The following is a 15,779-nucleotide window of genomic DNA, read 5'->3' as shown; positions in this document are numbered from 1 at the left end:
GGGTAGGGGTTGTTGGTCTTATAGCGCCCTCATAGCGTCATCGAGAAAACGGCTGCGGACAGGTCCGTTGTATGCCAGCAGGTGCGGCACACGTCCTGAACAGGTGACATTTGATGGCGAATGAAGAGACGCTGCGCGACTATCTCAAGTGGGTTTCGGCGGACCTGCATCAGACGCAGCAACGTCTGAAGGACGTCGAGGCCGCTGCGCAGGAGCCCATCGCGATAACCGCGATGAGCTGCCGCTTCCCCGGCGGTGTGGGCGGCCCGGAAGATCTGTGGCGACTGCTCGCCGAGGGGCGCGACGCCATTTCGGGGCTGCCCACCGACCGCAACTGGGACCTGGAGTCGCTCTACGACCCGGATGCCGCCGGAAAGCAGGGCACCAGCTCCACGGCCCACGGCGGATTCCTCGACCGGGTCGCGGAATTCGACGCGGCATTCTTCGGCATATCCCCGCGCGAGGCCCTGGCGATGGACCCGCAGCAGCGGCTCCTCCTGGAGACCGCGTGGGAGGCGTTCGAGCGCGCGGGCATCGACCCCGCGACGGTCCGCGGCAGCCGCACCGGCGTGTTCGTCGGCACCAACGGCCAGGACTACGCCCCGCTCCTCTTCGAAGCCGAGGAGGACGTCGAGGGCTATGTGAGCACCGGCAACGCGGCCGCCGTCGAGTCCGGCCGCATCGCCTACACCCTCGGCCTCGAAGGCCCCGCCCTCACCGTCGACACGGCCTGCTCCTCGTCCCTGGTCGCCCTGCACCTCGCCGTGCAGGCACTGCGCCAGGGCGAGTGCGGCATGGCCCTCGTGGCGGGCGTCACCGTCATCTCCACGCCCGGCGTGTTCACCGAGTTCAGCCGCCAGCAGGGCCTGGCCGCCGACGGCCGCTGCAAGGCGTTCGCGGCCGCCGCCGACGGCACCGGCTGGGGCGAGGGCGTCGGCATGCTCCTCGTCGAGCGCCTCTCCGACGCGCGCCGCGCGGGCCGCCCCGTCCTCGCGGTCGTCCGGGGCTCCGCCATCAACCAGGACGGCGCGAGCAACGGCCTCACCGCCCCCAACGGCCCGTCCCAGCAGCGCGTCATCATGCAGGCCCTCGCCAACGCCCGCCTCACGCCCGCCGACGTCGACGCGGTCGAGGCCCACGGCACCGGAACCACCCTGGGCGATCCCATCGAGGCGCAGGCCCTGCTCGCCACGTACGGCCAGGAGCGGCCCGAGGGCGGACAGCCCCTGTGGCTGGGGTCCATCAAGTCCAACATCGGCCACACCCAGGCCGCCGCCGGCGTCGCGGGCCTCATGAAGATGGTCCTGGCCATGCGCCACGGCGTCCTGCCGCAGACCCTGCACGTGGACGAGCCCTCGCCCGAGGTGAACTGGACGGCGGGCGCCGTCGAACTCCTCACGGGGCCCCGGGAGTGGGCCGAGCGCGAGGACGGCGGCCCGCGCCGCGCGGGCATCTCCTCCTTCGGCGTCAGCGGCACCAACGCCCACGTCATCGTCGAGCAGGCGCCGCCCGTCGAGGAGCCGACGGCCGAAGAGCCCTCCGCGACGCCCGTCCTCCCGGGCGTGGTGCCCCTCGCCCTCTCCGCGAAGACCCCCGAGGCGCTCCACGCCCAGGCGGCCCGCCTGCGCGCCCACCTCCAGACCCACCCCGAGTCCGGCACCGACGACCTGGCCCGGACGCTCGCCGTGGCCCGTGCGCGGTTCGAGCACCGGGGTGTCGTCCTGGGCCGTGACCGCGAGGAGCTCCTCGCGGGCCTTGAGCGGCTTGCTGAGGGCGATGCCGCGGCGGGTGGTGTGGTCACGGGTCGTGCGGTGAGTGGTGCGGGTCGTGCGGTGTTCGTGTTCCCGGGGCAGGGTTCGCAGTGGGCCGGGATGGCGCGTGAACTGCTCGACGATTCGCCGGTGTTCGCGGAGCGGATGCGGGAGTGTGCGGAGGCGCTCGGCGAGTTCGTGGACTGGGACTTGCTTGAGGAGTTGAGCGGCGACCGGTTCGACCGTGTCGATGTGGTTCAGCCGGTGTTGTTCGCGGTGATGGTGTCGCTGGCTGCTGTCTGGCAGGCGGCCGGGGTGGAGCCTGCGGCTGTCGTCGGTCACAGTCAGGGTGAGATCGCTGCCGCGTGCGTCGCGGGCGTGCTCTCGCTGCGGGATGCGGCTCGTGTGGTGGCGCTGCGGAGCCTGGCGATTCGTGAGCTGTCGGGTAAGGGCGGCATGGTGTCGGTGCCGCTGCCCGAGGCCGAGGTCCGTGAGCTGGTTGCGGGTTGGGAGGGCCGGATCGAGGTCGCGGCTGTCAATGGCCCGGCTCAGGTGGTGGTTTCCGGTGAGCCGGAGGCGTTGGAGGAGCTGGTCGCGCAGTGCGTCGGGCAGGACATCCGTGCCCGTACGATCCCCGTGGACTACGCGTCGCACTCCTCGTACGTGGAGGAGATCGAGGCGCAGATCCTGGAGGCGCTTGAGGGTGTGAGCCCGCAGGAGGCTCAGGTCCCGCTGTTCTCCACGCTGACCGGTTCGTGGCTGGACGGGACGCCGATGGACGGCGGCTACTGGTACCGCAACCTGCGTCAGACCGTGCTCTTCGAGCACGCCACCCGAGGCCTGCTCGCCGAGGGCCATGGTCTGTTCCTGGAGATGAGCCCGCACCCGGTGCTCACCGTCCCGGTGCAGGCGACGATCGACGCGACCGACAGCCAGGCCGCCACCCTCGGCTCCCTCCGACGCGACGACGGGGGCGCCGACCGCTTCGCCGCCTCCCTCGCCGAAGCCCACGCGCACGGTGCCGAGCTGGACTGGAAGGCCCTCCTCCCCGGCACGCGCACGACCGTCGACCTGCCCACGTACCCCTTCCAGCGCGAGCGCTACTGGCCGAAGGCCGCCCCGGCGGGCGCCGGTGACGTGGTGTTCGCGGGCCTGCGCGCCGCCGGGCACCCGCTGCTCGGGGCCGCCGTGTCGCTCGCGGGTGCGGAGGGGCACCTCTTCACGGGGCGGCTCTCGACGCAGACCCACCCCTGGCTCGTCGACCACGCGGTGGACGGCGCGATCCTGCTGCCCGGCACGGCCTACGTCGAACTCGCCCTGCGCGCGGGCGACGAGGTCGGCTGCGGCCACCTCGAAGAGCTGACCCTGGAAGCCCCCCTCGTCGTTCCGGAGCAGGGCGCCGTCCAGCTCCAGATCTCCGTCGGCGGCCCCGACGGCTCCGGGCGGCGCGAGCTGAGCCTGTTCGCGCGCCCGCAGGACGACAGCGACGACACTCCCTGGACGCGGCACTTCACCGGCAGCCTGCTGCCCGCCGCTCCCGCGGAGCCGTCCGCGGAGGCCGGAGAGCTGTCCGCGTGGCCGCCCGCCCGGGCCGAGCGCCTCGACGTGACCGACCTGTACGAGCGCCTCACCGTCAACGGCCACGGCTACGGCCCGCTCTTCCAGGGCCTGCGCGCCGCCTGGCGCCGGGGCGACGACGTCTATGCGGAGGTCGAACTCCCGCAGGAGGCACACGCCGACACGGAGGCCTTCGGGCTGCACCCGGCGCTCTTCGACGCCGCGCTGCACGCGATCGGCCTCGGTGACTTCATCGAGCGCACCGACCGCGCACACCTGCCCTTCGTCTGGTCGGACGTCACCCTGCACGCCACCGGCGCGACCACCCTGCGGGTGCGCGTGACGTCGGCGGGCACCGACACCGTGGCCGTGCTGGCCGCCGACGCCACCGGTCAGCCCGTGGTCTCCGTCGGGTCCCTCGCGCTGCGCGCCCTGTCCGAGGAGCAGCTGACCGGCGGGCCCCGCCTCGACGCGCTCTTCCAGGTGGAGTGGACGCCCGTCGACGCCCCGGCGACGACGGACGAGCAGCTCGCCTCCGTGGCCCTCCTGGGCGACGCCGCCTCCGGCGCGCCGCTCTCCGCCCGGCGGACGTACGCCGACCTGGACGCCCTCACCGCCGCGCTCGACGCGGGCGCCGACCTGCCCGCGACCGTGCTCCTGCCGCTGTTCCCGGAGACTCCGTCCGCCGACGGGCCGGGCGGCACGGTCGAACTCGACGCCGTACGGCCCCTGCTGGAGCGCGCGCTCGACGCCGTGCAGGGCTGGCTCGGTGACGAGCGGTTCGAGGCGTCCCGCCTCGCCGTGGTGACGCGCGGCGCCGTAGCGGCCGGCGCCGACGCGCCGGACCCCGTGGCCGCCGCCGTCTGGGGCCTGCTGCGCTCCGCGCAGTCCGAGCATCCGGACCGCTTCGCCCTGCTCGACCTCGACCCGGCCGGGACCGACGGCGCCCCGGTGGCCGCCGCGCTCGCCGCCGACGAGCCCGAACTCGCGGTCCGCGAGGGCGCGCTGCGCGCCCCGCGCCTGACCCGCGTACCGCTCCCGGAGACCACCGGAAACAGCGAGACCGGTGACGGCTCGTGGGGTGACGGCACCGTCCTGATCACCGGCGGTACGGGCACCCTGGGCGGCCTGGTGGCCCGCCACCTCGTGACCCGGCACGGCGTACGGGACCTGCTCCTCGTCTCGCGCCGGGGCGAGGCCGCGCCCGGCGCCGCCGAACTCCGCGCGGAGCTCGCGGAGTCGGGCGCCCGCGTGCGGCTCGCCGCCTGCGACACGGCCGACCGGGCCGCGCTCGCCGCCCTCCTGGACGAGACCGGCGCCGGGCTCTCGGCGGTCGTGCACGTGGCCGGTGCCCTGGACGACGGCGTGGTCACCGCCCTGACGCCCGAGCGCCTGGACACCGTCCTGCGGCCCAAGGCCGACGCGGCGCTGCACCTGCACGAGCTGACCGCGGGCCTGGACCTCTCCGCCTTCGTCCTGTTCTCCTCGGCCGCCGGTGTCTTCGGCACCCCCGGCCAGGCCAACTACGCGGCCGCCAACGCCTTCCTCGACGCCCTCGCCCACCACCGCAGGTCCCAGGGCCTGCCCGCGACGTCCCTCGCCTGGGGCCTGTGGGCCCAGGCCAGCGAGATGACGGCCCACCTGGGCGCGGGTGAGCTGGACCGCAGGACGCGCGCCGGAGCGGCCCCCCTCACCAGCGCCGAGGGCCTCGCCCTCTTCGACGCCGCCCACGCCGCGGGCCACCCGCTGACCGTGCCGGTCCGCCTGGACCTCGCGGGCCTGCGCGCCCGCGCCGCGTCCGACGGCGTGCCGCCGCTCCTGCGCACCCTGGTCCGCGCGCCCCAGCGGCGCACCGCGGCCGCCGCCGGGCAGCAGGAGGGCTCCGCCCTCGCCCAGCACATCGCGGCCCTGCCGGAGGCGGACCGCGAGGAGGAGGTCCTCACGCTGGTGCGCGGCCACGCCGCCGCCGTCCTCGGCTACCCGTCCGCCGACGCCATCGCGCCCGACCGCGCCTTCCGCGAGGTCGGCTTCGACTCGCTCACCGCCGTCGAACTGCGCAACCGCCTCACCGCCGCGACGGGCCTGCGCCTGCCCGCGACGCTCGCCTTCGACTACCCGGCCGCCACCGTCCTCGCCCGGCACGTCCTCGAAGAGCTCCTGGGCACGGACGCGGCGACCCTGCCGAAGGGCACGGCCCGGACGACCGCGGGCACGGCTCCCGAGGACGACGACCCCATCGTGATCGTCTCCATGAGCTGCCGCTACCCGGGCGGCGTCACCACCCCCGAGGACCTCTGGCGCCTGGCCGCCGACGGCGTCGACGCCATCGGCGACCTGCCCGCCGACCGCGGGTGGGACGTCGACGCGCTCTACGACCCCGACCCGGACAGCGCCGGTTCCTTCTACACGCGCGAGGGCGGCTTCCTCTACGACGCCGCCGACTTCGACCCGGCCTTCTTCGGCATCTCGCCGCGCGAGGGCCTGTCCATCGACCCCCAGCAGCGGCTCCTTCTTGAGACCACCTGGGAGGCGTTCGAACGCGCGGGCATCGACCCGGCGACGGCACGCGGCAGCGCGACCGGCGTGTTCGTCGGCGTCATGTACAACGACTACGCCACCCACCTCCTGAGCGCCCCCGGCGGCCTCGACGACCTGGAGGGCTACGTCGGCAACGGCAGCGCCGCGAGCGTCGCCTCCGGCCGCATCTCGTACACCTTCGGCCTCGAAGGCCCGGCGGTGACCGTCGACACGGCCTGCTCCTCGTCGCTCGTGGCCCTGCACCTGGCGGCGCAGGCACTGCGGCAGGGCGAGTGCGACATGGCCCTCGCGGGCGGCGTCGCCGTCATGTCGACCCCCGGTACGTTCATCGAGTTCAGCCGCCAGCGAGGGCTCGCCGCCGACGGCCGCTGCAAGTCCTTCGCGGCCGCCGCCGACGGCACCGGCTGGGGCGAAGGCGTCGGCCTGCTGCTCCTGGAGCGCCTCTCCGACGCCCGCCGCAAGGGCCACCGGGTCCTGGCGGTCGTCCGGGGCTCCGCCGTCAACCAGGACGGCGCGAGCAACGGCCTGACCGCCCCCAACGGGCCCTCGCAGCAGCGCGTGATCCGCGCCGCCCTCGCCAGCGCCGGGCTCTCCACGGAGGACGTCGACGCCGTCGAGGCCCACGGCACCGGCACCACCCTCGGCGACCCGATCGAGGCGCAGGCCCTCATCGCGACGTACGGCAAGGAGCGTGCGGCCGACCGCCCGCTGTGGCTCGGCTCCCTGAAGTCGAACATCGGCCACACCCAGGCCGCGGCCGGTGTCGCCGGTGTCATCAAGATGGTCATGGCGATGCGGAACGGAGTGCTCCCGCAGACCCTGCACGTGGACGAGCCGACCCCGCAGGTGGACTGGTCCGAGGGCGCCGTCGAGCTCCTCACCGAGGCCCGCGAGTGGGCCGAGCGGGACGGCGGCGGCCCGCGCCGCGCGGGCGTCTCCTCCTTCGGCGTGAGCGGCACCAACGCCCACGTCATCGTGGAGCAGGCACCGACGGCCGACGAGCCGGTCCGCGAGGACGAGGCGACCGGAGGCCCCGCGCCCCTGGCGTCCGTGGTGCCCCTCGCCCTCTCCGCGAAGACGCCCGAGGCGCTGCGGGCCCAGGCGGCCCGGCTGCGTGCCCACCTCCTCGCGGACACCGAGCCGGTCCTCCGCGACCTGGCCTGGACGCTCACCGCGGCCCGTTCGCGGTTCGAGCACCGGGGCGTCGTCCTCGGCTGCGACCGCGAGGACCTCCTCGCCGGGCTCGAACACCTCGCCGGGGGCGAGGGCGCCGCTCAGGGTGTGGTCACGGGCCGCGTACTGGGCGGGACGGTCCGTCCGGTGTTCGTGTTCCCGGGGCAGGGTTCGCAGTGGGTCGGGATGGCGGTGGAACTGCTGGAGTCCAGCCCTGTCTTCGCCGAGCGGATGCGGGAGTGCGCTGAGGCGCTCGGTGAGTTCGTGGACTGGGACTTGCTGGAGGAGCTGGGCGGCGAGCACTTCGACCGGGTGGATGTGGTTCAGCCGGTGTTGTTCGCGGTGATGGTGTCGTTGGCTGCGGTGTGGCAGGCGGCCGGGGTGAAGCCTGCGGCTGTCGTCGGTCACAGTCAGGGTGAGATCGCTGCTGCGTGCGTCGCGGGGGCTCTGTCCCTGCGGGATGCGGCTCGTGTGGTGGCGCTGCGGAGCCTGGCGATTCGTGAGCTGTCGGGTAAGGGCGGCATGGTGTCGGTGCCGCTGCCCGAGGCCGAGGTACGGGAGCTGCTGACGGCGTGGGGTGACCGCATCTCGGTCGCGGCCGTCAACGGGCCTGCCCAGGTCGTGGTCTCCGGTGAGCCGGAGGCGCTGGAGGAGCTGGTCGCGCAGTGCGTCGGCCAGGACATCCGCGCCCGTACGATCCCCGTGGACTACGCCTCGCACTCCGCGTACGTGGAGGAGATCGAGGCGCAGATCGGTGAGGCACTGGCGGAGGTGGCTCCGCAGGCCGCTGAGGTCCCGCTGTTCTCCACGCTGACCGGTTCGTGGCTGGACGTCTCCATGGACGGCGGCTACTGGTACCGCAACTTGCGTCAGACGGTCCTCTTCGAGCACGCCACCCGTGGCCTGCTCGCTGAGGGCCACGGCCTCTTCTTGGAGATGAGCCCGCACCCGGTCCTGACGGTCCCGGTGCAGGCCACCATCGACGCGACCGACAGCCAGGCCGCCACCCTCGGCTCCCTCCGGCGCGACGAGGGCGGCGCCGACCGCCTCATGGCTTCCCTGGCCGAAGCCCACACGCACGGCGCCGAGCTGGACTGGAAGGCCCTCCTCCCCGGCGCCCGCATCGTCGCCGACCTGCCCACCTACGCCTTCCAGCGGCAGCACTACTGGCCCGAGTTCGCGGACGCGGACCCCGGCGGACCGCTCGCCGTGGACGAGGTGGAGTCCAGGTTCTGGGAGGCCGTCGAGCGCGAGGACCTGGAACAGCTCGCCGCCGAGCTGGAGGTGGCGGACGGCTCCGCCGCCGAACTCGGCGCCGTCCTCCCGCTGCTTTCCTCCTGGCGGCGGCAGCGCCGCGAGCGGTCCGAGATCGACGCCTGGCGCTACGCCGTGACCTGGAAGCCGCTCGCGAACAGTTCCCTGGCGACGTCCGCCCTGTCCGGGCGGTGGCTGCTCGTCCTGCCGGAGAGCGCAGGGGACCACCCGTGGACGGCGGGCGTCAGCGAAGCCCTGGCGCGCTCTGGCGCGCACGCGGTGGAACTGCGGCTCACGGCAGCGGAGTTGACGCGTGAGGCGCTGGCCTTCCGGCTGCGGGAGTTCGCCGGTGCGGAGTTCGCCGGTGTGGTGTCGCTGCTCGGCTTCGAGGAGTCGGCGCACGCGGAGCACGCGGGCGTGCCTGCCGGTCTGGCGGGAACCGTGGCTCTGGTGCAGGCCCTCGGCGACGCGGGCGTCGGCGCCCGGCTGTGGGCGGTGACCCGGGGCGCGGTGTCGACCGGTCGCAGCGACCGCGTCGAGAGTCCGGCGCAGGCCCAGCTGTGGGGCCTCGGCCGGGTCGTGGCCCTTGAGTACCCGGACCGCTGGGGCGGTCTCATCGATCTGTCGGCGTCGTACGACACCCGGGCGGGCGCGCGCTTCACCGCCGCCCTCGCGGGGATCGAGGACGAGGACCAGCTCGCCGTGCGCGGCTCCGGCGTCGCCGTGCGCCGCCTCGTGCGGTCCGAGACCGCCGAGCAGGCCGGGCCGTGGGCGCCGCGCGGCACCGCGTTGATCACCGGTGGTACGGGGGCGATCGGCGGGCACGTGGCGCGCTGGCTGGCCCGTGAGGGCGTCGAGCACCTGGTGCTCACCAGTCGCCGCGGCCTCGACGCGCCCGGCGCGTCCGAACTCCAGGCGGAGCTTGAGGAGTTGGGTGCCGAGGTCACCGTCGCGGCCTGCGATGTGGCCGACCGGGAGGCCGTCGTGCGCCTCCTCGACGAACTGGCCGCCGAGGGACACACTCTGCGGTCCGTCTTCCACACGGCGGGCGTCGGGCAGACGCAGCCGCTGGACGGCATGTCCGCCGCCGACATCGCCGAGGTGTTCGGCGCGAAGACTGCGGGCGCCGCGCACCTCGACGAACTCCTCGACTCCGAGGGCATCGACGCGTTCGTGCTCTTCTCGTCGAACTCCGGTGTGTGGGGCGGCGGTGGCCAGGGCGCCTACGCGGCCGCCAACGCCTACCTCGACGCGCTCGCCGAGGCGCGCCGGGCCCGCGGCCTGCACGCCACCTCCATCGCCTGGGGTCTGTGGGCCGGCGGCGGCATGGCCGGGGACGAGGGCACGGAGCACCTGCGCCGCCGCGGCCTCGCGGCGATGGCGCCGGAGCGGGCGGTCGCCGCACTCGCCGGGGCCGTCGCGCACGACGAGACGTTCGTGGCCGTGGCCGACGTGGACTGGGAGCGGTTCGCGCCCTCGTTCACGTCGGTGCGGCCCAGCGCTCTCATCGGCGACCTGCCGGAGGTGCGGCGCGCGCTCGCCGACCCCGACGACGCCCGGCCCGGCGCGGCCGAGCGGGGCGCCCCGGGCTCCGAGTGGGCCGAACGGCTCGCCGGTCTCGCGGCGCCGGAGCAGGAGCGGCAACTCCTCGACCTGGTACGCGGGCAGGCGGCCGCTGTGCTCGGCTACGCGGGCGCCGAGGCGGTCGAGCCGACGCGCGCCTTCCGCGAGCTGGGCTTCGACTCCCTGACCGCGGTGGAGGTCCGCAACCGGCTCGCCGCGGCCACCGGCCTGAAGCTGCCCACGACCCTCGTCTTCGACTACCCGACGTCGGCTGTCCTCGCGGGATACCTGCGCACGCAGCTCGTCGGGGAGGCCGAGGCCGCCCCGGTCGTGGCCCGGCGCGTTGCGGACGTCGACGACGACCCCATCGCCATCGTGTCCATGAGCTGCCGCTACCCGGGCGGGGTCACCAGCCCCGAGGCCCTGTGGCACCTGCTCGCCGAGGGCGCGGACGCGATGTCCGACTTCCCCGGCGGACGCGGCTGGGACCTCGAAGCCCTCTACGACGCCGACCCCGCGAACCGCGGCACCAGCTACGCCCGGCAGGGCGGATTCCTCTACGACGCCGACCAGTTCGACCCCGTCTTCTTCGGCATCTCGCCGCGCGAGGCCCTCGCCATGGACCCGCAGCAGCGGCTCCTCCTGGAGACCTCCTGGGAGCTGTTCGAGCGCGCGGGCATCGACCCGGCGGCCCTGCACGGAAGCCAGGCGGGCGTGTTCGTGGGCGCCTCCTCGCAGGGCTACGGCTCCGGCCTGCGCGAGACCCCCGAAGGCGTCGAGGGCTATCTGCTGGCGGGCGGCGCCACGAGCGTCGTCTCCGGCCGTCTGTCGTACGCGTTCGGGCTCGAAGGCCCGGCCGTCACGGTCGACACGGCCTGCTCGTCCTCGCTCGTCGCCATGCACCTGGCCGCGCAGGCCCTGCGCCAGGGCGAGTGCGACCTCGCGCTCGCCGGTGGCGTGACCGTCATGTCCAACCCCGGTGCCTTCATCGAGTTCAGCCGCCAGCGCGGCCTGGCCGCCGACGGCCGTTGCAAGGCGTTCGCGGAGGCGGCGGACGGCACCGGCTGGGGTGAGGGCGTGGGCCTGCTGCTCCTGGAGCGCCTGTCGGACGCACGCCGCAAGGGCCACCAGGTCCTCGCGGTCCTCCGGGGCTCCGCTGTCAACCAGGACGGCGCCTCCAACGGCCTGACCGCCCCCAACGGCCCTTCCCAGCAGCGCGTCATCCGTGCCGCCCTGGCCAACGCGGGTCTCACGGCCGCCGATGTCGACGCCGTCGAGGCCCACGGCACGGGCACCACTCTCGGTGACCCGATCGAGGCGCAGGCCCTCCTCGCCACCTACGGCCAGGAGCGCCCGGCCGAGCGGCCGCTGTGGCTGGGCTCGGTGAAGTCCAACATCGGCCACACGCAGTCCGCCGCCGGTGTCGCCGGTGTCATCAAGATGGTGCTCGCCATGCGGGAGGGCGTGCTGCCGCAGACGCTCCACGTCGACCGGCCGAGCACGCATGTGGACTGGTCGGCGGGTGCTGTCGAGCTGTTGACGGAGGCTCGTGAGTGGGCCGGGCGCGGGGACGCGCCGCGCCGCGCGGGTGTGTCGTCCTTCGGCGTGAGCGGTACGAACGCGCACGTGATCGTGGAGCAGGCGCCGGTCGAGGAGTCGGCGGAGCCCGTGGAGCCGGTCGCACCGGTCACGGCCGTGCCGTGGCTGGTGTCGGCACGCAGCGCGGACGCGCTCCGCGCGCAGGCCGAACGGCTGCGCGAGCACGTCGCGGGCGACGAAGGTCTTGACCCGGTCGACGTGGGCTGGTCGCTCCTGTCGGGGCGCGCCGTGCACGAGCACCGGGCGGTGCTCTTCGGCCGGGAGCGGAACGAGTTCCTGACCGGCCTCGAAGCGCTCTTCTCCGACGGCCTGGGCGTGGTGTCCGGTGCGGTGGTTGAGGGCCGCCTCGGCGTGGCCTTCACGGGCCAGGGCAGCCAGCGGATCGGGATGGGCCGCGAGTTGTACGAGACCTTCCCGGTCTTCGCGGACGCGTTGGACGAGGTGTGTGCCCATATTGATCCGTGGATGGAACGTTCGCTCCAGAGCGTGATGTTCGGTGCGGATGCCGAGCTGCTTGAGCAGACCGGCTATGCGCAGCCCGCCCTGTTCGCTGTGGAGGTCGCCCTGTTCCGGCTGGCCGAGTCCTTCGGGGTCCGTCCGGAGATCGTGGGCGGGCATTCGATCGGTGAGCTGGCGGCCGCGTATGTGGCGGGGCTGTGGTCCCTCGAAGATGCAGCCCAACTGGTGGCTGCGCGTGGCCGGTTGATGCAGGCGCTGCCCGAGGGTGGCGCGATGCTGGCGGTGCAGGCTGCGGAAGCGGACGTGCTGCCGCTGCTCGACGGCCTGTCGGACCGCGTCGGCGTGGCCGCCGTGAACGGCCCGTCCCAGATCGTGCTGTCCGGCGAGCGCGGTGCCCTCGAAGGCCTGGAGCAGATCCTGCGTGACCAGGGCCGGAAGGTGAAGTGGCTGAAGGTCAGCCACGCCTTCCACTCGCCCCTGATGGACCCGGCCCTGGACGATTTCCGTGAGGTCGCGGCCAAGCTGACGTACCAGGATCCGACGCTTCCCGTCGTCTCGAACCTCACCGGTGAGCTGGCGGAGCCTGCCGAGCTGAAGGACCCGGAGTACTGGGTGCGGCACGTCCGTGAGGCGGTCCGCTTCCACGACGGCCTCAACGCACTGGCCGGGCAGGGTGTCTCGACGCTCCTGGAGCTGGGCCCCGACGCGGTGCTCACCGCGATGGCCCACGACACGCTCACCGAGCCCGCCGCCCAGGCGGGCCTGGTCGCCGCAGTCCGCAAGGACCGCCCCGAAACCGACACCTTCCTCGCTGCCCTCGCGCAGCTGCACGTACGCGGCATCGCCGTCGACTGGACCCCGGTGTACGCCCCGGTCGAGTCCCGGCGCCGTGTCGAGCTGCCCACCTACGCCTTCCAGCACCAGAGCTACTGGCTCCGGCAGAGCGCGGGTGCGGCCGACGTCGAGTCCGCCGGGCTCGTGTCGGCGGGGCACCCGCTCCTCGGCGCCGGGATGCCGCTGGCGGACTCGGACGGCTACCTCTTCACCGGGCGCCTGTCCCTGGCCGCCCAGCCGTGGCTGGCCGACCACGCGGTGGCGGGACGCGTCCTGCTGCCGGGCACGGCCTTCGTGGAGCTGGCCACGTACGCGGGCGGTCAGATCGGCCACGGCGTGCTCGACGAGCTGACGCTCGGCGCGCCGCTGGTGCTGCCCGAGCGCGGCAGCATCCAGGTGCAGCTGCGCGTCGAGGCCCCCGACAGCACCGGGCGCAGGGCCCTCAGCCTGCACTCGCGCCCGGAGCCGGGCGACGGCGCCGAAGGCCTGTCGGCCGACGCCTGGACCAAGAACGCCAGCGGCACCCTGACCGAGTCCGCCGCGGACGCGCCCGCCGCGTCCGACGACCTGACGTCCTGGCCGCCGCGCGACGCGGAGCCGCTCGCGGTCGACGGGCTCTACGAGGAACTGTCCACGGCGGGCTACGACTACGGGCCGGTGTTCCAGGGGCTGCGTGCCGCCTGGCGGCGCGGCGACGAGGTGTTCGCCGAGGTCGCGCTGCCGGAGGACGAGCACACGGAAGCCGGTTCCTTCGGCCTGCACCCGGCGATCCTCGACGCCGCCCTGCACGCCCGGGCCGCCGGTGCGGCGGCGCCGACGGAGCCCGGTGCGGAACAGGCCGCCGGCGGGCTGCCCTTCACCTGGACCGGGGTCACCGTGCACGCCACGGGGGCCGCCACGGTCCGCGTCCGGCTCGCGCCGAACGGCACGGACGGCGTCTCCCTGGACGTCGCGGACGCCACGGGCACGCCGGTCGCCTCGGTCGACGCGCTGGTCTTCCGGCCCATGTCGAAGGACCTCATCGAGCGGATGAGCAGCCAGAACCCGCACGCCGACTCCGTCTTCCACGTCGAGTGGAAGCCGCAGCCCCTGACGGCGGCCGAGCCGGTCGCCTTCACCTCGTACGAGGAGCCGGACGCCGGTGGTGAGGAGACGGCGGCCGTGGTGTGGCACGCCGGTGCATCGGGCGGCGAGCTGCGGCCCGAGGCCGTGTCGGCGCGCCTCGCCGAGGCGCTGGCCGTCGTACAGGGCTGGCTGGCCGACGAACGGTCGGCGTCCTCGCCCCTCGTCGTCGTGACGCGCGGCGCGGTGGCGGCCGACGCGACGGTGCCGGATCCGGTGGCCGCCGCCGTGTGGGGCCTGCTGCGCTCGGCCCGCTCGGAACACCCGGGCCGCTTCGTCCTCGTGGACACCGACGCCGACAGCGACATCGTCACCGACGCCGAGGGGGGAATCGACGCGACCGTGCTCGGCGCCGTCCTGGCGTCGGGCGAACCGGAAGCGGCCCTCCGGGGCGGCTCGCTCTGGGTCCCCAGGCTCTCCCGGGTCGCGCCCCCGGCCACCGACGGCGTCCCGTGGGGCCAGGGATCCGTCCTGGTGACGGGCGCGTTCGGCGGCCTGGGGCGGGTCGTGGCACGGCACCTGGCCGAGCGCCACGGCGTCCGCGACCTGCTGCTCGTCTCGCGGCGCGGCCCGGAGGCCACCGGAGCCGCCGCGCTGCGCGACGAACTCCAGGCGCTCGGCACCCGGGTGACGGTCGCCGCGTGCGACATGTCCGACCGGGACGCCGTCGCCGCGCTCCTCGACGAGCACGGCGCGGACCTCTCGGCGGTCGTCCACGTGGCGGGCGTCCTGGACGACGGCGTGGTCACGTCCCTCACCCCGGAGCGCGTGCGGTCGGTGCTGCGGCCGAAGGCGGACGCGGCCCTGCACCTGCACGAGCTGACCGCGGGCCTCGACCTGTCGGCGTTCGTCCTGTTCTCCTCGGCGTCCGGCGTCTTCGGCGGGCCGGGGCAGGCCAACTACGCGGCGGCCAACAGCTTCCTCGACGCCCTCGCCGCCACCCGGCGCGCCCAGGGGCTCCCGGCGACCGCCCTGGCCTGGGGCCTGTGGGCCCAGGACAGCGCCATGACGGGCACCCTGGCCGACGCCGATCTCCAGCGCATGGCGCGCGGCGGAGTCCTCGCGCTCGACACGGACGAGGCCCTGGCCCTGCTCGACCTCGCCCCGGCGAGCGAGCACCCGGCGCTCGTCCCGATCCGCATCGACACCGCCGCGCTGCGCACCCAGCCGCAGGAGACGCTGTCCGCGCTCTTCCGGGGCCTGGTCCGGCCCGCCGTCCGCCGCGCCCGCGGCGCCGACGCGGACGCCGCGGCCGCGCCCGCCGACCGTACGGACTCCCTGGCGGCGCGCCTGGCGGGCCGCTCCGGCGCCGAGCGCGACCGGATCCTGCTCGACCTCGTCCGTACGCACGTGGCGGGAGTGCTCGGCTACGCGTCGCCGAACGCCGTCGAGCTGAGCCGGGGCTTCCTGGAGCTCGGCTTCGACTCCCTGACGGCCGTGGAGCTGCGCAACCGCCTCAACGCCGAGACCGAGCTGCGGCTGCCCAGCACGCTGATCTTCGACTACCCGAACCCGGCCGCGCTGGCCGAGCACCTGGCGGAGGAACTGCCCACGACCGTCGGCACCACCGACGCCGCCCCGGTCGCCCCCGGCGACCTGGACACGGAGCTCGACCGCCTGGAGAGCGTCCTCAAGGCCGTCGGCGGCGACACCGACGGCACCGAACGCGACCGCGTCGCGGGCCGCCTCCGGTCGCTGCTCACCGCCTGGGACACCACACGCGACACCGCCGCCGCCCCGGCCACGGAGCAGCGGCAGGAGCTCGAGGACATCGAAGGCGCGACCGCCGACGAACTCTTCGACCTGCTCGACAACGAGCTCCACACCCCCGCAGAGACAAGCCCGAACACCAGCACAGACACCGGCTCGGACACAGACCGGCCCGACCGCTTCGAGGAGGCGCTGTAAATGGCGAACGAGGAGAAGTAC

General features: G+C 74.4%; 1 protein-coding gene. It reads left to right on the top strand.

Annotated elements, in window-relative coordinates; all coding sequences use genetic code 11:
- Positions 1 to 113: 113 nt before the first annotated feature.
- Positions 114 to 15,758: a type I polyketide synthase gene (locus AC5WAM_RS07310; protein WP_495522031.1), complete on the top strand. Its 15,645-nt coding sequence runs from the start codon at positions 114 to 116 to the stop codon at positions 15,756 to 15,758.
- Positions 15,759 to 15,779 lie beyond the last annotated feature (21 nt).

Source organism: Streptomyces sp. JLYT201 (genome assembly GCF_059448825.1).
This window is presented reverse-complemented; position numbering and strand designations above follow the sequence as displayed.